This is a genomic window from Comamonas testosteroni, from assembly GCF_000761245.1.
Lineage (GTDB): Bacteria > Pseudomonadota > Gammaproteobacteria > Burkholderiales > Burkholderiaceae_C > Comamonas > Comamonas testosteroni_C.
Genome location: NZ_AWOR01000001.1, coordinates 664,642 through 683,681, shown reverse-complemented (window position 1 = coordinate 683,681; position 19,040 = coordinate 664,642). Strand labels below are relative to the sequence as shown.

Here is a 19,040-nt window from a genome sequence, read left to right as displayed (position 1 = left end):
CAAAACCTAAAAGTCTGAATCATTGCGCACCGCACCGGAGTGCGGCGCAGACGAATTATTGCGCTGCCGCAATAATAGTGAGGAAATCCGGGGCCTTGAGAGCCGCACCACCGATCAGGCCGCCGTCAATATCGGCCTGAGCCAGCAGTTGCGCCGCATTGCCAGCATTCATGCTACCGCCATAAAGCAGGGGCACGCGATCAGCCTTGTCGCTGGCCGCCGCCAGCTGCGCCCGCAGCACGGCATGCACCTGCTGGGCCTGCTCGGGAGTGGCAGTCTTGCCGGTGCCTATGGCCCAGACAGGCTCATAGGCCACGACCAGCTCGCTCACGCAGTGGCCGACCTGATGAATCACGGCTGCCAGCTGACGCTTGACCACAGCCTCGGTCTGACCTGCTTCACGTTCCGCCAGGGTCTCGCCCACGCAGACGATGGGCGTGATGCCCTTGGCCAGCGCGGCCTGAGCCTTGCCGGCAACCACGGCATCAGTCTCGCCATGATACTGACGACGCTCGGAGTGACCGACCAGTGCATAGCGCACGCCGAACTCCTTGAGCATGGCGGCCGAAACCTCGCCCGTGAATGCACCCTGCTCGTGCTGGGACACATCCTGCGCGCCCACACCAATGGCGGCACCCGCAAGTTCCGCCTGGACTTGAGCCAGATAGGGCGCAGGAGCCGCCACAGCCACACCCGCCTTGTTGTCAGCAGGCAAGCCCTGCTTGATGGCCTGCAGCAAAGCGGCATTGGCAGCCAAGCTGCCGTTCATCTTCCAGTTGCCAACAATGAGTTTTTGCTTCATGTTTCCCAAGTCAAAACGATTTTTCCGGTGTGCTGGCTGGATTCCATCAGCGCATGAGCCTGCGCCGCATCAGCAGCATCGAATTCACGATAAATGGCTGGGCGCACCTTGCCGGACTCCAGAAGAGGCCAGACATTGCGCTTGAGCGCCTCGGCGATCGCCGCCTTGAAGGCCACGGAGCGCGGGCGCAGCGTGGAGCCGGTCACGGTCAGTCGCTTGCGCAGCACCAGGCCGGCATCGAACTCGGCCTTGACGCCGCCCTGCACCGCAATGATGACCAGACGGCCATCAGGAGCCAGGCATTGGACTTCGCGCGCCACATAGCTGCCGGCGACCATGTCGAGGATGACGTTGACGCCTTCGCCCGCCGTGATGCGCTGCACTTCTGCCGCAAAATCCTGTGTCTTGTAGTTGATGGCGTGATCGGCTCCGAGCTTGAGGCAGTCATCGCACTTGGCATCACTGCCCGCCGTGACAATGACCGTCGCGCCCCAGGCCTTGGCCAGCTGAATCGCCGTCACGCCAATGCCGCTGCTGCCGCCCTGCACCAGCAAGGTTTCGCCGGGCTGCAGAGCCCCCCGGTCAAACACATTGCTCCAGACCGTGAAAAAGGTCTCGGGCAAGGCAGCCGCCTGCACGTCGCTAAAGCCCGCCGGCACCGGCAGACACTGCTCCACGGGCGCAGCGCAGAAGCTCGCATAGCCGCCACCGGCCACCAGCGCGCAGACGCGGTCGCCGAGCTTGAAGCCCGCCTTGCCCATGGCCGCTTCATCGCCCGCCACGATCACACCCGCCACCTCAAGCCCCGGAAGATCGGAGGCACCGGGAGGCGGTGCGTAATGACCTTTGCGCTGCAGCACATCGGGGCGATTGATGCCGCTCGCGGCAACGCGAATCAGCACCTCGCCCTCAGCCGCCACCGGCATGGGACGTACACCCATGCGCAGCACGTCTGGCGCACCATAGCTGGTGATTTCCACCGCTCGCATTGTGTTGGCTTCCATAGTCAGGCTTTGCTTTATCAAAGAAATCAGGCTCAAGCGCTTATGCAAAAAAGCGCTAGCAGCTACAAAATCAGGATCAGCCAGCAAACGACAAAACAGGAGACCGCCTCGCGGCGGACTCCTGCTCAGCCATTACTGCTGCTGTTGCTGCTGCTCGTCAGCGGCTGCGCGGTTTTCGCGCGGCTCGCGACTCTCGCGGGGTTCGCGATTCTGACGAGGAGCACGTTCGCGGTACTCGCGATCGCCACGGGGTTCACGCGGCTCGCGCTCGGGCATGCCGGCGGGACGCTCGGTCAGCGCCTTCATGGACAGCTTGACACGACCCTTGTCGTCGGTTTCCAGAACCTTGACCTTGATCACTTGACCTTCTTGCAGATAGTCGGTGACCTTTTCCACGCGCTCGTGAGCGATCTGGCTGATATGCAGCAGACCGTCCTTGCCGGGCAGCAAGTTGACCAGGGCACCGAATTCCAGGATCTTGACGATGGGGCCTTCGTAGACCTTGCCGATCTCGACTTCGGCCGTGATCTGCTCGATGCGCAGCTTGGCAGCTTCAGCCTTGGCGCCGTCAGTGGCGGCAATGGTGATGGTGCCGTCTTCCTCGATGTTGATCTGGGTGCCGGTCTCTTCGGTCAGCGCACGGATGGTGGCGCCGCCCTTGCCGATCACGTCACGGATCTTCTCGGGGTTGATCTTCATGGTGTAGAGCTTGGGCGCGAAGCTGGAGACTTCGGTCTTGGCTTCACCCATGGCTTCCTGCATCTTGCCCAGGATGTGCATGCGCGCTTCCTTGGCCTGAGCCAGGGCGACCTGCATGATTTCCTTGGTGATGCCCTGGATCTTGATGTCCATCTGCAGGGCAGTGATACCGTTGGTGGTACCGGCCACCTTGAAGTCCATGTCACCCAGGTGATCTTCGTCACCCAGGATGTCGGTCAGCACGGCGAACTTGTTGTCTTCCTTGATCAGACCCATGGCGATACCGGCCACATGCGCCTTCATGGGCACGCCGGCGTCCATCATGGACAGGCAGCCGCCGCAGACCGAAGCCATGGACGAGGAGCCGTTGGACTCGGTGATTTCCGACACCACGCGGATGGTGTAGGGGAACTCTTCCTTGGTCGGCAGGCAAGCGGCCAGAGCGCGCTTGGCCAAACGGCCGTGGCCGATTTCACGGCGCTTGGTCGAGCCCATGCGGCCCACTTCGCCGGTGGCAAAGGGAGGCATGTTGTAGTGGAACAGGAAGCGGTCTTCGAACTCGCCAGCCAGCGCGTCGATCTTCTGAGCGTCACGCTCGGTACCCAGCGTGGAGATCACCAGGGCCTGGGTTTCACCACGCGTGAACAGCGCGGAGCCGTGAGTGCGGGGCAGCACGGAGGAGCGGATTTCGATGGGACGCACGGTACGGGTGTCGCGGCCGTCGATACGGGGCTCGCCCGCCAGGATCTGCGAACGCACGATGCCGGCTTCGATGTCGAACAGCATGCCTTCAACCTTGACGCCGTCAAACGCCACGCCCTGCTCGGTCAAGGCGGCCTTGACATCTGCGTAGGCCGTGCGGCAAGCCAGGGTACGCACCTGCTTGTTGCGTTCCTGGTAAGCGGCGCGCAGCTTGGCTTCGCCCAGCTCGACCACCTTGGCGATCAGCGCTTCGTCCTTGGCGGGAGCAGTCCAGTCCCATGCGGGCTTGCCGCCTTCGCGCACCAGGTCATGGATGGCGTCGATGGCGATCTTGCCTTGCTCGTGGCCGAACACCACGGCGCCCAGCATCACTTCTTCAGGCAGCTGCAGGGCTTCGGACTCCACCATCAGCACGGCAGATTCGGTGCCGGCAACGACCAGATCCATCTGCGAATCCTTGCGCAGGGTCTGACCGGGGTTCAGCACGTATTCGCCATTGATGTAACCCACGCGGGCTGCACCGATAGGACCGTTGAAAGGCAGGCCCGACACTGCCAGAGCAGCGGAGACAGCAATCATGGCAGCGATGTCGGCGTCGACTTCGGGGTTCAGCGAAATGGTGTGGATGACCACATGCACGTCGTTGTAGAAGCCTTCGGGGAACAGGGGACGGATGGGGCGGTCGATCAGACGCGAGGTCAGAGTCTCCAGCTCGGAAGGCTTGGCTTCGCGCTTGAAGAAGCTGCCGGGGATCTTGCCGGCTGCATAGGTCTTCTCGATGTAGTCAACGGTCAGGGGGAAGAAGTCCTGGCCGGCCTTGGCGATCTTGGAGCCCACGACAGTGGCCAGCACCACGGTGTCGTCGATGTTGACCAGCACGGCGCCGGAGGCCTGGCGCGCGATTTCGCCGGTTTCCATGGTGACCGTATGCTGGCCCCACTGGAAAGTCTTGGTAACTTTGTTGAACATGGTCATATTGACTCCTTTATGAATAGCTGGATGCGCTCATCCAGTCTTGATTTGGAGTGCAAACAGAACACGATGCCATTCCAGTGCTGCGCTACGCGCTACAAATAGTGCAGCACTGGAATGACACAGCTTCGCTCTGTTTTGCGAACTCCGAAGTAAAAAACGCCTGAGCTAGGCAATCTAACTCAGGCGTTTCGATCTTTCACCGTGCTTACTTGCGCAGGCCCAGCTTGGCGATCAGTGCTGTGTAGCGGTCAGCGTCCTTGGACTTCAGGTAGTCCAGCAGCTTGCGGCGACGGCTCACCATGCGCAGCAGACCGCGACGACCGTGGTGGTCCTTGGCGTTAGCCTTGAAGTGGGGAGTCAGTTCGTTGATGCGAGCTGTCAGCAGAGCCACTTGCACTTCGGGGCTACCAGTGTCGTTTTCGGAACGGGCATTGGCCTTGACAACTTCAGCCTTCTTATCGGCAGCGATCATTTTGTTTTCCTTAGGATTTGGCACTCAGCGGGGAGCACCTTGGTTACTTGCGCCAAGGCTGGAAAGGCCTCAGCGTGCGTCTTGCACCATGCAAAACCCAGCGATTATATCAAGAGGCGATTTATCTTCCATGCAATAGCACGACTGGGCACAAGACCAAGGCTGGCAAACCCGCTTGCCCGCTCCCAGGCAAGACTCGGACAATGCGCCCATCACCTCCAGCCAGGGATCTGCAATGACCAGCTTTTCTAGACGCTATTCGTTTGCCCACCTCTGCACTGCGGCCCTCATGGTCTTCGCTCTCGCAGATCAGCCAGCACTCGCAGCCAATGCAGGCCAACGCAAGCACAAAGCAGCCAAGAAGCAAAGCAGCAAGGTCAAGATCCAGCACACCCGCAGCAGCTCGGAAGAAACTACCGCCGAACGCGACAGGCGGCTGTATCGCGAATGCCAGGGAAGACCCAACTCCGGGGCATGCGCCGGGTATGCCTACCCAGCTTCCGGCCGCCGCCGCTGAAAAGCAACCACCGATCTCCCCATCAAGACCACTCATCCAGTCACAAAGCATTTGGCATGCAACGAAACGTAATATGCCAGCATGCTCAACCAGCCCCTCATTCGTCGCCATTTTTCCAGAGGCTTCACAGCCATTGAACTCATGGTCACGGTTGCCGTTCTGGCCGTTTTGGCCGGCATCGCCGCGCCCAGCTTCAATCCAACCCTTGAACGCTGGCGAGTGCGCCAGGCATCCGAGGAATTGCAGTCCACGTTTTACTTTGCGCGCTCCGAAGCCATCAAGCGCGGCGGCAATGTGACTATTTTGCGCAGCGGTGATGGCGGAGGCTGCACAGCAGTGGGCTCCGATACCAGCCTCTGGAGCTGCGGCTGGATTGTGTTTGCCGACTTGAACAGCAACGGCACGCAGGACAACAACGAAGACACATTGCAGACCGCGCCTGCCCCCAATAAGGTAAGCGTGCAGTTCACCAATACCAGTGATGCCAAGCTGACCGACCCGATCAAGGTTGACCGCTGGGGAAGATTCTCAAGCACGAATGCCGCCATCGATTTTGCATTTCGACTGACCCCAAAAAGTGGCAGCACCGCCAACGCATCCTCAATCTGCGTCAGCAGCAGTGGACGTATCAAGCGACTCGAATCTGCAACCGGCTCATGCAGTTAACCAAGCGAACAGGATCATTGGGCAGCGGCACAGGCCCGCCCTCAACGAGGAGTCTGCATGTACACCAGATTCAACAACGCTACGCATCTCGCCGCCCCGGCTTGAGCAGTTACGGATTCACTTCCATTGAGCTGATAGTGACCGTTGCCATAGCCGCAATCCTCAGCGCCATTGCAGTGCCTAGCTTCAACTTTATTTTTGAGCGCTGGCGCGTCATGGAGGCCGTGGAGATCATGAAATCCAGCCTGATGTTCGCCCGCTCGGAAGCTATCAAGCGCGGCGGCAACGTCTATCTGGAAAAGCTTCCCAGAACCACTGTTGGCTGCATCACCGACGGAACCAACCAGGACTGGGATTGCGGCTGGGTCGTCTTCGTGGACAGCAATGGCAACAGACGCTGGAACAGCGGAGAGGAAATCCAGCGCTATGAACCACCAACCAAAGTAACCGTCACCAGAACCAAATCAGGCGCCACCATCCGCGTCGACCGTTGGGGAATGATGGATGGCGCCAATTTGATCGGCTTCACGATAGCACCTCAGCCTGCCGGAATAGCCTCTGCCGCCACCAAGGGCATTTGCATGTCTTCAGGCGGACGAATTCGAGTCATTGAACAAAAAGACGTGCCATGCACCAACTGAATCACACTCGCCAACTCAGCAAACAGCAAGGCATCACTTTGCTGGAATCGCTGATTGCCATCGTCGTTGCCGCACTGGGCATCCTCGGCATCCTCGGCGTACAAATGCGCACGCTGACCGACACCCAGACCAGCATGCGCCGCGCTCAGGCCATCCGTTTGATTGAAGACCTCAGCGAGCGCATGAAGGTGAATCCCAATGCACTGAGCGGCATCAACACCTACGTCGCGGGCTGGACCGCCACACCGCCAACCACTGCTGCGACCAAAAAATGCGTTGGCAGCACTACCTGCACCCAGGCTGAGTTGGCCGAGTACGACCTCAAGGAATGGAAACGTTTGGTGGAGCGCTCGCTCCCGCTTGGCAATGCGGCCACCTTCCTGGCCCTTGCTGATGGTGATTCCAGCAGCATCACCAACCGTCGGCAATTGGGCGTACTCATACGCTGGCGGGAAAACGAGCGCGAGGACTTTGCAAGCGACGCCGCTGGCACTGCTGCCAAAAAGGCCTACAAGGACGCCATCAACACCGGAGCCAGCATCAAGAGCGACGGCAGCATTGGCACCAAAGATCCCACCGCCTGCCCCGCCAACTTCACTTGCCATCTTCAATACATACCGGTCAGTGCACGCTGCGCACCTGACTTTCGTGCAGGCAATAGTGCACCTTTGTTTTTCTGCCCCGGAACCTGACGCATCCCTATGAAAGTCTCCAGCATCGCGAGAAGCCAGCCCCAGCGCGGCGTGACTCTGATTGAACTACTCGTCGGCATCGTCATCGGACTTCTGACGATAGCCGTTGCCATGGGTGCGCTGATGGTCTCAAGAGGCGTTACCGGCACGGTCAGCGATAGCAGCATGCTGCAACAGCAAGCGGCATACGCCTTTCGCGTCATCGGGCAACAGCTCCGCCAGGCCGGCTCCTTGAAACTGAATCTAGCCGCACAAAAGTCAGAAGGAGCCGATATCGATATGTCGGATCCGGTAGCCTTTGAAACCAAAGCCACAGATTTTGACCCCGCGGTCAATACCATCAGCGGCATCGATAGCCCAGGCACCAATGAATACAAGCTCACCTTGGGTTATCGCAACTATAAAGAGCCGGTATATACATCAACAAATACCGCATCCATGCTGCGCGATTGCCTCGGCCAATCACCTAATGACAACCTGATTCAAAGCCGGTTCTCGCTCAATTCCACAAACAATGAATTGCGCTGCGTGGGCGCATCAGGAAACTCACAACCCATTATTCAGAATGTCGCTAATTTTCAAGTGCGATATTTGCTTCAGACATCGGCATCCAGTGGATCCCCTCAAATCAGCTATGTCGATGCAGCTACTGTGGCAAGCGCCTGGCCGCAGGTTGTCGGCGTGGAAATATGTCTGGTGCTTTATGGCAATGAAGCCATTGATATGCCGGACAACACCACCTACCTGGACTGCGACAACACTACATCCGTCACCATGAATACATTGGCTGCCCCACGTACGCGGCGAGCGCACATGGTCTTCCGCAACATCTACCAGCTGCGCAGCCAGGGACTGACTACCGTCAGCTGAATATCATGAATACTTTCAAAATTCCCCGACAAAGAAAACAACGAGGCATATCGCTATTCGTTGTGATCATCTTTGTCATGCTCTCCATGCTGCTGGCCCTGTGGGCATCTCGCACATCGCTGTTCAATGAGTTGATCGTCGGCAATGATGCCGATTACCAGCGAGCCTTCGAGGCGGCACAAGCCATCTTGCAAGATGCCGAACTCGATATTCGTGGAGAAAATGCAGACGGCAGCTTTTGCACACCCAATGACAGCGACGGAAATATATGCCGACGCACGACCGCAGAAAAGATCCCGCTAGAAGCACAGGAGGTGGGCACTCTTCTGGCGGACCTTGCTGACCCCAACAAGATTCCCAACACAGCGCCGAAATGCAAAAACGGGATTTGCATCAAGCGCGCCGATCGTCCTGACATCAAAGACAAGCAGGACTTCTGGAACAACACAGATTCGACCAAGGGCATTACGCTGAGACAAATGACAGGTGTGCATACAGGCACCACCACACCTGTCGGCGCACGCTATGGTCAATTCACAGGCGCAGCAATCGGAGATGATGATAGTCCGGCAAACGCCATATTGCGAGACAGAAGTGCAGCCAACCAAGGGGCCTGGTACTGGATCGAAATTCTCCCCTATGACGACAGCAGCAAGAATTCCGGCGTTCTTGTGAATAGCACAGGCACTGGCGCCATAAATCCACAAAGCATCTTGCCATTAAATCTGACACCTAATATCGTCTATCGAATTACAGCTCTGGCATATGGACGCAAGCCCAACACGATGGTTGTGCTACAGCAGACGTATGCAAGACAAAAACTCAAAGACTAGACATCCATATTCTCTATTTATCAGATCAGGTGACCGCCATGCAAAAAAAAATGCCCGCTCACTTCAAAAGAAAGTCACTTGCCATAGCAGCAGGTGCAGTTCTAATACCCTCGATCGCAACATCCATCGAGTTGCTTCAGGCGCCTCCGGGCACAGTGCAGCCCTACGTCACACCTAATGTGATTATCTCCGTCGACGACTCTGGAAGCATGGACTACTGCTCAAATGCAGAAAGCTCATCCAAATGCGTAATTACAGGCTATGACAGAAGAGGCAACGCAATTTGGGGTGGCGCCACCAATGAATCTCAGCCAAATGCAGATGGAACTTGGCCCGTAACAAGCCGCCGCATTAATGTTCTTAAATATGCATTAATTGGAGCACAAAAGAGCGATGGAACTTGGGAAGGCGGCGTTTTCCGAGATAGAAATTTACTCCCAGATAGAAAAATTCGTCTATCTTGGCAAGCCATGTGGAATAACGGAAGCGCAGCTGACGCAAAAAATGTCGACTCCGATAAAATGAACCAAAATTCTATGCGCTTCTTAGGAGAAGCGCATAGAAATAACTTCATTAGCTTCATTAATGGATTAGATGCAAATAATGGCACACCTTCCCATTTAATGTTCAAACAAGCCGACGCCTACATGCGTCGCGACTTATCAATAAATAGTCCCTGGGCATCAGACCCAGGGAGTCAAGCTACACCCTACCTCGGTTGTCGTCGAAACTACCATATCATGATGACGGATGGCCGCTGGAACAATACATCATATGACATCGGCGACACAAATCGTCGAGATAATGCAACCAACATCACCCTACCAGATGGAACCATTTATGGTGGAACACAAGCCCAACAAAAAAAGACATATTTATATAGAGACTCCCACACAGAAACCCTAGCTGATTGGGCTTTCTACAGCTGGGGAACGCCATTACAAACAGCAAAAGACGAGGCAAATGGAGTTAAAGGATTAAAAGGATCCATACAACCCTCTCCCGAATATGACAATGCCCCTCAACAAGAAAATTTCGGAAAAGACTCAAAAGGCAACGATGCAATTTTAGAGAGATACTGGAACCCCAAGTTCAACCCTGCCAACTGGCCCCATATGGTCACCTACACCATTGGATTCAGCAATATGGCTGTAACTTGGCCTGGCGCATCTGACATTAATGCACCGTCTAATAAAGTTCCATTTGGATACAATGGAAGCTTTCTTGATTTCGTTACAGGAAACAAATCCTGGCCTGCGATGGATAATGAAAACAAGAGATCTCTTGATCTTTGGCATGCTGCCTTAAATGGTCGTGGGCGCTTTTATGCTGTTGAGAAAGGTGAAGATCTAGAAAAAGCATTCCGTGAAATTTTTGGGCAAATCAACACCCAAACTGACCCAGATATGACGTCCACCGCTACAAGTGGATCTAATAATACGCGATATGACGTTGGAAAGTTCACAGGAAATTATGAACCAAAAAATGGCTGGAAAGGTTTCATCAAGGCTGAAACTGTCAGAACAGATGGATCGATAATATCTACTCCTGGATGGGGTGGTCAGAATACGGCAGAAAAGCTTGACGCCTTAAATGCAACAGGTGCCACAAAAAACACAACCAGCAGAACCATCCTCAGTTGGAGTGACAAATGGGGCAGCGAGGACAAGTATCAAGGTGGCGTTCCATTCCTGTGGGCAAATGATGAATCCACACTAAGCACAGCCCAAAAGCTATGGTTACAGAAGAGGCCTGATGGATCTGGAACCGACGAAGGTGCAGCAACTGGGCAAAACCGCCTGAACTTTATACGAGGCATACGCACCCTTGAAGGCTCTGAGAGCACTGGCTACACAGCAACCAAGCCGTTTCGTGAGCGCAAGAGTATCCAAGGAGACATCATCAACTCAATTATCTGGTTTACTGGCGCTCCTTCGAGCAACTACGCTTTAAAGGGCTATACCGACTTCACCCGATCCAAGGGTACAAGAACGCCGATGATTTATGCAGGTGGCAATGATGGAATGCTGCATGGATTCTCTGCTGCTGATGGCACAGAGAAAATTGCATACATTCCGCAGGGAATCATCCCTAGCTTAGGTCGTCTTACAGACCCCACATACAACCAAAAGCATCGCAATTTTGTTGACGGCTCCCCAATGACAGGGGATATCTATATCGGCTCAAACATCGACACAGACACCAACCCTGGCAACAACTGGAGAACAATGCTGGTTGGTTCACTGGGCGCTGGCGGAAAAGGTTATTTTGTTTTGGATGTCACCAACCCAGATAGCTTTTCCACGACAGCGGCTTCGAGCCTCGTCAAATTAGACCGAACTCGCAGTACTGATGCGGCGATGAATGCCGCAGCAGCACCCAACTGCTCATTGACTGGCATGAGTACTCCCGAAAAGACGGCCTGCGCCAAAGCAGTATCGGAGGATCGTGACATTGGTAACATCACAGCAACACCCGTCGCTGATGAGAACAACCCTATGCGCACCACACAGATCACGCGCATGAATAACAACCGCTGGGCAGTTGTTATGGGTAACGGCTACAACAGCAGCAACCAGCGCCCCGTATTGCTGATTCAGTATCTGGACAACGATATGGAACTCAAGCGTATCCCTGTCGTAGGCGCCGTTGATGCGAGTACTGCAGACATTGGTACAGGTAGTGGCATTGCCAACGACAATGGCCTGGCTGCCCCCCGCTTGGTTGACCTCAATGGTGATGGATTGCCTGATATTGCATACGCTGGTGATAACTTGGGAAATATGTGGAAGTTTGATCTCACCAGTGCTGATGCAAGCAACTGGGGAGTCGCTTTCAGCGGAAGGCCATTATTCACTGCGCAAGGCCCCGCATCCTTGAACAGCGCCAGAACTCTTGTCCAGTCCATTACGGCCCCACCAACTGTGCGTGCCAACGACCGGAAAATGACCATTGGAACGGGCAACGACAAGAAAACCATTGCTGTAGGCGGCATGATGGTTGCTTTTGGCACAGGCCGCAACGCTACCAAAGCTGACGAAAACAACCGGAATGTGCAAACCATTTACTCCGTCCTGGACAACACACGCTACAACTTGATTACCACAAGCCTTGGCCCACGCGTACAAGTCAATAGTGGCAATACATCCTGCACAACCCCCAACGGAACCTGCATTCCAGTCCCCACGGCCTTGGGAACCGGCGTAACCGCAGCCAAACTTGCTCAACAAAGCATTACGGAACTGAGCAACGGTGACTTTGGCACCGTTGGAGCAAGTAATGACGACAACAAGCTCACCACCAGCACCTGGGCCAACTACAACGGCTGGTATCTGGACTTGCCGGCCGTAGGGGAGCGTCAGCTCAAACCCATGGAGTTCTATGACGGCAGCAATATCCTGGCTATCTACTCCCAGGTTCCGGCCAAGGGTACAGATGTCGATCCCAATGTCGAAAGCTGCGAGTCCAGTACCGTGGATGGAGAGCGCCAGTACCGCACCTTCATCAACATCATGGATGGGCTTCGTCCATCGGTTCAGATCGTTGATAAAAACAACGACGGTCTCTACAACTCGCTGGATCTGAATGTGTCTCGCGTCAAGGTGAGCAAAGGCTCCCACACGCTAATCGCCCAGAAAAACAAGATCGCAGATATCGACACCAAGAACGATAAAGAGATGCTGGCACGCATGCCCGAGCAGTCGCTGCGCCCCAGTTGGCGTCAGCTGCGTTGATGGCTGCGCGCTTCATGAGGAGAAATTGAAAATGCAAAAGAACCAACAAAAAGGCTTCACGCTGATCGAGCTGATGATTGTGGTCGCGGTCGTCGGCATGCTGAGTGCCATTGCCTATCCCAGCTATACCGAATATGTTCGCCGCGGTCACAGAGCCGACGCACGAGCAGGCCTGCTGCAAGCCCAGCTATGGATGGAGCGTGCAGCCACGGCAACCGGGGTATATCCAACCAATGCAGACCTCACCAAGGTGCTACCCGCCAACCTGTCCTGGTCCACCGACTCCAGCAAGCGCTACCAGATCGAAATGAAAGCCAGCTCTACTGCCGCCTACACTTTGATCGCCAAACGCAAAGATCCAGGAGCTCAGGCAACGGACAAGTGCGGAGACTTCACCCTCAGCAACACAGGGGTGAGGAGTGCTGACAATGTGGCAAGCGGCACCACGGCCTCGGATTGCTGGACCAAGTAAGCCCGGCACCTCTGCATTACCATCCTGGGCATGACACCCTCTGCCCACTTCATGAACAAAGCGCTTGAGCAGGCTGCTCAGGCGCTTTTTCTTTCCTCGCCCAACCCGCGCGTTGGCTGCGTGATCGTCGATGCCTCGGACCGCATCATCGGCCAGGGCTTTACCCAGCAGGCCGGTGGCCCGCACGCCGAGGTGATGGCTCTGCGCGACGCGGCTTCCAAAGGCAACGATGTGCGTGGGGCCACGGCCTATGTGACGCTGGAGCCGTGCTCGCACCATGGCCGCACCGGCCCCTGCTGCGACGCCTTGATCGCCGCCGGCATCGGCAAGGTGGTGGGGGCGCTGACGGATCCCAATCCACAGGTGGCCGGCCAGGGCTTCGAGCGGCTGCGCGCTGCGGGTGTGGAGGTGGAGATCGGCCCCGGCGGAACTGAGTCACGCGAACTCAATATCGGCTTTTTCAGCCGCATGATTCGCAGCACGCCCTGGGTGCGCATGAAGGCTGCCAGCTCGCTGGATGGCGTCACTGCCTTGCACAACGGCCAAAGCCAGTGGATCACCTCGGCGGCCGCCCGGGCCGACGGACATGCCTGGCGTGCCCGTGCCTGCACGATTCTGACCGGCATAGGCACGGTGCTTGAAGACAATCCGCGCCTGAATGTGCGGGATGTAGACACGCCACGCCTGCCACGCATTGCCGTGGTAGACAGCAAGCTGGATATGCCACTGGATGCTCATGTTTTGAAAGCACCTAGCGGTTGCCTTATCTACACCTGCAGCACAAATCAGTCCAAGATCGAGCAACTGCAGGCGCTAGGCGCTACGGTTATTGATATGCCGAACGCAGCTGGCAAGGTGGATCTGGCGGCCATGCTGCGCGATCTGGCCCAGCGCGGCACGAATGAGCTGCATGTGGAAGCAGGCTTCAAGCTCAACGGCTCACTGATTCGCGAAGGTCTGGTCGATGAGCTTCTCTTCTATCAAGCCCCCAGGCTGCTGGGCACGGGTGCCATGGGTATTGCCAACTTCGGCCCGCTCGACAGCCTGGACCAGGGCCTGCCACTGGTGTTCCATGATGTCGCCCGCCTGGGACCGGACCTGCGCATTGTTGCCAGAGTCCAGGGCCGAGAGCAGTTCTAGCGCAGTCTGTGTCCGACATGTGCACTCGGTCATCATGGGTTACAAAGCAGCAATGACGGCTTCCATCTCCACATCGTCACGACTGCAGCCGTTGCGGCGGCCAAAGTGTCTGGCACTGCTTGCCGGCGCTTTTATCGCGTTGCTGCTCACGGGTTGCGCAGCGTCGCTGCCCAAGGACGTGGAGCGCCCCGTCAGCGCCGCACTGAGCCAGCCCCAAAGCACCGAGCTGGGCCTGTTCATCTCTCAGGCTCGCCCGGCCAAGGCAAAGCCAGATGCCTCGGCTTTTGCCTTGCTCTCCGGCCCCAGGCATGCCCTCAGCAGCCGCATGGCGCTGGTGGAAAACGCACAGAAGACGCTGGATCTGCAGTACTACGCCATCCATGCAGACCAAAGTACCGGGCGACTGCTGCGCGCGGTCGTGCAGGCGGCCCGGCGCGGCGTGCGCGTACGCGTGCTGCTGGACGACTTCCACAGCACGGGGCCCGATGCGCAGGTCATGCGCCTGGCTTTTGTGCCCAATGTGGAGATGCGCATGTTCAACCCGCTGGCCGGCTCGCGCGCCTCCACCATCGGCCGGGCCTGGACGCTGCTGACCGACTTTCAGCGCGCGCAGCAGCGCATGCACAACAAGCTGTTTGTGGCCGACAACACCCTGGCCGTGATTGGCGGACGCAATCTGGGCGACGCCTACTTTGATGCGTCCAATGTGGGCAATTTTGTCGATCTCGATGTCCTGGCCGGCGGCCCCGTCGTCAAGGATTTGTCGCGCAGCTTCGACCGCTACTGGAACAATGTGCGCGCCTACCCTGTGCAGTCGCTGATCAGCGAGCCGGACCTGCTCAAGCTCAAGACCCAGTTTGACCAGGAAGACGCCAAAACCGAAGCAGCGCCAGCCCCGGGCACCGGCATCGCCGGACCGGAGTCCGAAGACGGGTCCATGAACCTGAACCAGATCCCATGGATCTGGGCCCAGGCCATGGTGCTGGCGGACAGCCCGACCAAGATCCCCGCCGAGGGTGCGGAACGATCGACCACCAGCGAGCCCGCCGGGGCAGCCGTGCTCAAGGCCGACGAAGCATCCAGTCCGCCCCCCTCCGCCACACCGGCGCTGAATGCCGAATCGGTGGTCGATGGTCTGCTGGCCCTGATTCGCTCCGCCAGGCAGGACTTGCTGGTGGTTTCGCCCTACTTCGTGCCGGGGCAGGAGATCATGGATGCCTTTCGCACCGCACGCAGCAAAGGTGTCCGCATCCGGGTACTGACCAATTCGCTGGCCTCCAACGATGCGCCGCTGGCCCATGCCGGCTATGCGCGTCACCGCAAGGCGCTGCTGGAGATGGGCATCGAGCTGCATGAAATGCGCAGCGAAGCGGCCAATGTACGCTCGGCATTGCGCGCAGGCACCACGGGCTCCAGCGGGGGCAGCGCCGGGGCCTCGCGGGCCATGCTGCACACCAAGCTGCTGGTCATAGACGGACGTCTGGTCGCCGTGGGCTCCATGAATCTGGACATGCGCTCACAGCTGCAGAACACCGAGATCGCCGTGCTGATCGCCAGCCGCCGCTTCAGCCAGCTGGCCGGCGACAGCATCGATGAAAGCCTGCCCGAAAACAGCTGGCGGGTGGACCTGGACCCCAAGGGAGAGCTGGTCTGGCGTGCGCCTCAGGACAGCGGGCTCAGTGATTCATATTCCGAACCCGATGCCAGCCTGGGTCTGCGCCTCATGCTGCAGCTGCTCGGGCCTCTGGCTCCGGACAGTCTGCTTTAGGCGTGGTTTGCGGCCAAGCCCATTCCTGCAGCAGATCGCGCAGCGGCAGTGCCTGCACCCAGTCGCTGATGGCGCGTTGATCGGTCTGGGTGCGCACTTCCTGATAAGCCAGCTCGGCCTCGGGAAAGCGCCTGCGCATGAGATTGAGCCACTGCTTGAGGCGACCCGCACGCTGGCGCGGCTCCAGATCCTCGCAGACCATATGCCAAAAACGCTGCACCTGGGGCACCAGCGCCAGCCAGTCAATGCCAGCGGCCGCCGTGCCACTGCCCTGCCCCACGGCGCGGCGCAGGGCCAGGGCCAGGCCCGGGTCGGCCACAATGCCGCGCCCGAGCATCAGATCGTCACAGCCGGAGACTTCGCGGCAGCGCAAGGCCTCCTCCACGGTCCAGATCTCGCCATTGGCCACCACATTCACGCCCACCGCCTCGCGGATGCGCGGAATCTCTTCCCAATAGGCCGGCGGACGATAGCCGTCCAGCTTGGTGCGCGCATGGACGACGATCTCACAGGCACCGCCCTGCTCCATGGCCTGGGCGCACTCGATCATCAACGCGCGGTCGTTAAAGCCCAACCGCATCTTGGCCGACACCGGCATCTGCGCGGGTACGGCACGGCGCACGGCATCCACCACGCGCACGATCTGCTCGGGATCCTGCAGCAGCGATGCACCGCCGCCATGGCGGTTGACCACCTTGGCCGGGCAGCCGAAATTCAGATCAATGCCCTCGGGCCCCAGGCGCGCCAGATTGGCCGCGTTCTCGGCCATACTGACCGGGTCTGAGCCCAGCAGTTGCGCCCGCACCGGCACGCCGGCCAGCGTCCTGCTGCCGTTGCGCAGCTCGGGCATGGTACGCAGATAGACCTTGTCCGGCAGCAGCGAGCCGCTGATGCGAATGAACTCGGACACGCAGCGATCCGCGCCGCCCACGCGGGTCAGCACATCGCGCAACACAAAATCCAGCAGCCCTTCCATGGGCGCAAGCAGCAGTCTCATTTCAGATTCAAATCAGATTGACCTGCAGCGCTTATTCAGAAAACGCCAGCAGCTATTAATTCAGAAGCAATTGGCAAGCTTGGGCAGTAATGACTAGCCGATCCACTGCGAATTGGCGCAGATTCACACCAGTGTCATCGTCAGCTCATGCAATAGCGCATCCGCACTTGTGATGCGCCAGACAGAACCAGTCATGATTTTGCAGAAAACCGCCAAGGCCCAGGAGGAACTTCAGCCCGGATCGCGCCAGCTGCCGCAGCGCGCGCGCTCCCTGCTGTTGCTGGCCGGCGGCAAGAGCATGGAAGAACTTGCTGCCATGCTGGGCAGCGATCATGCCGCAATGGCCCAGCAATTGGTGGAGCAGGGATATCTTCAGCTGATGCCAGCCAGCGCCTCCAAAGAGCGCAGCATGGCCACCCCTCCAGCAACCTCTCTGGCCAAAGTTGGAGACGGCCCGGCCACACCAGCCCTGGCGCCAGCCGAGCAAGCCGCCAGCTCAGTGCCGGCCATCAATATGGCGGGCACGCGCATGTATTTATTCGATATGTGCGAGCGCCTGTTTGCCAACCGCCATGAGGCCCTGGCCCAGACATTGCGCACCCAGCTGCGCGAGGCCAGAGACCTGAGCAGCTTGCGCAGCGCAGGCATCAGCCTGTTGGCGGCGGTAGAGGAATATGCGGGCGAAGAGCGCGCACATTCGCTACGCGAGAGGCTGGCGGCCTTGCTGGCGCATGGGCAGGCCGCCGATCCGCCCTGCCAGGAACTGCAAGGCGCAACGGCCTAGCTTTCTGGCGGCCCAGCGGCCGGCGCCCCGGCGTCAGCCGGCAGCAGCCAGACGCCAGAGTGAGGTCACTTCGACCGCGCGCGCAGCGTGCAAGGGATCTTCGCGATCCTGCACCTTGCCATGGTGCGGGCGGACATCGTCGCGCCCCAGCACCTTGAGGCCAGCCGCTTCAATCCAGCCCAGCAGCTCGTCACGCGTGCGCAGCTTCAGATGCTCGGCCAGGTCGGAGATGATGAGCCAGCCTTCGCCGCCTGGCAGCAGATGCGCCGCCAGCCCTTGCAGAAAGCCGCGCAGCATGCGGCTGTCTTCGTCATAAATCGCCTGATCGAGCACCGATGCGGCCTTTCCCGGCAGCCAGGGCGGGTTGCAGACGATCAGGCCGGCCTGCCCTTGCGCAAACAGATCGGCATGCTGCAACTCCACCCGGGAAGCATGACCCAGGCGCTGCAGATTCTCGCAGGCACAGGCCAGCGCACGCTCGCTGGTATCGGTGGCGACTACCGACTTCACGCCGCGCTTGAGCAGCAATGCCGAGAGCACGCCCGTGCCGACACCAATATCCCAGGCCTGCTGAAGACCGGCAGCGGGAATGCTCGCACGCGCAACCAGATCGAGGTACTCGCCGCGCACGGGCGAGAAAACACCGTAGTGCGCATGAATGCGGGCGCCATCCAGGGCAGGAATCTCCACCCCCTTCTTGCGCCACTCATGGGCACCGACCACACCCAGCAGATCGCGCAGCGGCACCAGCACGGACTGCGCATGCGCTTCGGCCGCAACTGTGCCCCAGGCCTCGGAGCAGGCCTGACTCCAGTCCGGAGCCCGGCGCAAGGCGCAATGCCATTGCACATCCAGCTCGATCAGAATGCTGGCCAGCAAGCGCGCACGCTGTGCCTGGGACTGGCGGTACAGATGAAAAGCGTGGGGAAAACCTGATGCGGCAGGGCTTTTTGCCGGACTCTTGCGTCGCGACTTCTTGTCAAGTCTGCGGCCCAGTGCCAGCAACAGCTGACGCGCGTTCTGAAAATCACCGCGCCACAGCAGCGACGCACCTTCGCTGATATGGCGAAACGCCGTATCAGCGGGCATGGTGTCATCGGCAACTTCGATGCGACGGGGCTTGGGCAAGCTGCTTTCGCTGCGCCACAAAGCCGTATGAGCCTGAGCTTGCTCCTGCCATTGCAGCAGGTCGAAAGCAGATGCGGGAGCGCAGACCGAGGCCGCGAGCTTACTATTGGGAGACGTCACGGCCTGTCTTTCAGTGAGTGCTGA

The 19,040-nt window shown here is 58.5% G+C and carries 16 protein-coding genes; 10 read left to right on the top strand and 6 right to left on the bottom strand.

Features of this window, described 5'->3' with window-relative positions; translation table 11 throughout:
- Positions 1-55 precede the first annotated feature (55 nt).
- From tpiA to rpsO, 4 genes are all read right to left on the bottom strand, one after another.
- Entirely contained in the window at positions 56-802 is a 747-nt protein-coding gene (gene tpiA, locus P353_RS03080) for a triose-phosphate isomerase (protein ID WP_034365047.1), read from the bottom strand.
- Positions 799-1,806 (bottom strand): NAD(P)H-quinone oxidoreductase, encoded by a 1,008-nt coding sequence (locus P353_RS03075; protein ID WP_034365045.1) that lies wholly within the window; start codon positions 1,804-1,806, stop codon positions 799-801. Before P353_RS03075 ends, tpiA begins: the two co-directional genes overlap by 4 nt.
- A gap of 132 nt (positions 1,807-1,938) precedes the next feature.
- Entirely contained in the window at positions 1,939-4,182 is a 2,244-nt protein-coding gene (gene pnp / locus P353_RS03070) for a polyribonucleotide nucleotidyltransferase (protein WP_034365043.1), read from the bottom strand.
- Positions 4,183-4,387: 205 nt separating this feature from the next.
- Positions 4,388-4,654 carry a 30S ribosomal protein S15 gene (gene rpsO, locus P353_RS03065; RefSeq protein WP_003057844.1) on the bottom strand — a complete coding sequence of 89 codons (267 nt, stop codon included), beginning with the start codon at positions 4,652-4,654 and terminating at the stop codon, positions 4,388-4,390.
- Positions 4,655-5,252: 598 nt separating this feature from the next.
- Here rpsO and P353_RS03055 point away from each other — a divergent pair.
- Genes P353_RS03055 through P353_RS03015 form a run of 9 tightly spaced genes read left to right on the top strand, consistent with a single transcriptional unit; the run spans position 5,253 to position 15,987 of the window.
- Positions 5,253-5,837, top strand: a complete 585-nt coding sequence (locus P353_RS03055; protein ID WP_034365041.1) for a GspH/FimT family pseudopilin — start codon at positions 5,253-5,255, stop codon at positions 5,835-5,837.
- Entirely contained in the window at positions 5,828-6,478 is a 651-nt protein-coding gene (locus tag P353_RS03050) for a GspH/FimT family pseudopilin (RefSeq protein ID WP_198529011.1), read from the top strand. The genes P353_RS03055 and P353_RS03050 overlap by 10 nt, the downstream gene beginning before the upstream one ends.
- Positions 6,466-7,170: a type IV pilus modification protein PilV gene (gene pilV / locus P353_RS03045; protein ID WP_034365038.1), complete on the top strand. Its 705-nt coding sequence runs from the start codon at positions 6,466-6,468 to the stop codon at positions 7,168-7,170. Before P353_RS03050 ends, pilV begins: the two co-directional genes overlap by 13 nt.
- A gap of 9 nt (positions 7,171-7,179) precedes the next feature.
- Positions 7,180-8,040 carry a PilW family protein gene (locus P353_RS03040; protein WP_034365036.1) on the top strand — a complete coding sequence of 287 codons (861 nt, stop codon included), beginning with the start codon at positions 7,180-7,182 and terminating at the stop codon, positions 8,038-8,040.
- A gap of 5 nt (positions 8,041-8,045) precedes the next feature.
- Complete coding sequence (locus tag P353_RS03035; RefSeq protein ID WP_034365033.1) at positions 8,046-8,873, top strand: pilus assembly PilX family protein; 828 nt, start codon at positions 8,046-8,048, stop codon at positions 8,871-8,873.
- Positions 8,874-8,911: 38 nt separating this feature from the next.
- A complete protein-coding gene (locus P353_RS03030; RefSeq protein ID WP_034365029.1) occupies positions 8,912-12,607 on the top strand; it encodes a pilus assembly protein in 3,696 nt (1,231 codons plus the stop codon).
- 31 nt (positions 12,608-12,638) lie between these two features.
- Entirely contained in the window at positions 12,639-13,079 is a 441-nt protein-coding gene (locus P353_RS03025; protein ID WP_034365026.1) for a type IV pilin protein, read from the top strand.
- 30 nt (positions 13,080-13,109) lie between these two features.
- Positions 13,110-14,219: a bifunctional diaminohydroxyphosphoribosylaminopyrimidine deaminase/5-amino-6-(5-phosphoribosylamino)uracil reductase RibD gene (ribD, locus tag P353_RS03020; RefSeq protein WP_034365024.1), complete on the top strand. Its 1,110-nt coding sequence runs from the start codon at positions 13,110-13,112 to the stop codon at positions 14,217-14,219.
- A gap of 52 nt (positions 14,220-14,271) precedes the next feature.
- The gene (locus tag P353_RS03015; protein ID WP_052084643.1) at positions 14,272-15,987 is read left to right on the top strand and encodes a phospholipase D-like domain-containing protein; all 1,716 of its coding nucleotides are present in this window, start codon (positions 14,272-14,274) and stop codon (positions 15,985-15,987) included.
- On the opposite strand, the gene P353_RS03010 is transcribed toward P353_RS03015, so the two are convergent.
- Complete coding sequence (locus P353_RS03010; RefSeq protein WP_034365020.1) at positions 15,941-16,984, bottom strand: tRNA dihydrouridine synthase; 1,044 nt, start codon at positions 16,982-16,984, stop codon at positions 15,941-15,943. The two genes, P353_RS03015 and P353_RS03010, sit on opposite strands and share 47 nt — an antisense overlap.
- A gap of 172 nt (positions 16,985-17,156) precedes the next feature.
- Here P353_RS03010 and P353_RS03005 point away from each other — a divergent pair, with 172 nt between their 5' ends.
- Complete coding sequence (locus P353_RS03005; RefSeq protein WP_080750406.1) at positions 17,157-17,768, top strand: hypothetical protein; 612 nt, start codon at positions 17,157-17,159, stop codon at positions 17,766-17,768.
- Between the two features lie 33 nt (positions 17,769-17,801).
- Here P353_RS03005 and P353_RS03000 read toward each other — a convergent pair whose 3' ends face one another.
- A complete protein-coding gene (locus P353_RS03000; RefSeq protein WP_052084641.1) occupies positions 17,802-19,016 on the bottom strand; it encodes a methyltransferase in 1,215 nt (404 codons plus the stop codon).
- Between the last annotated feature and the right edge of the window lie 24 nt (positions 19,017-19,040).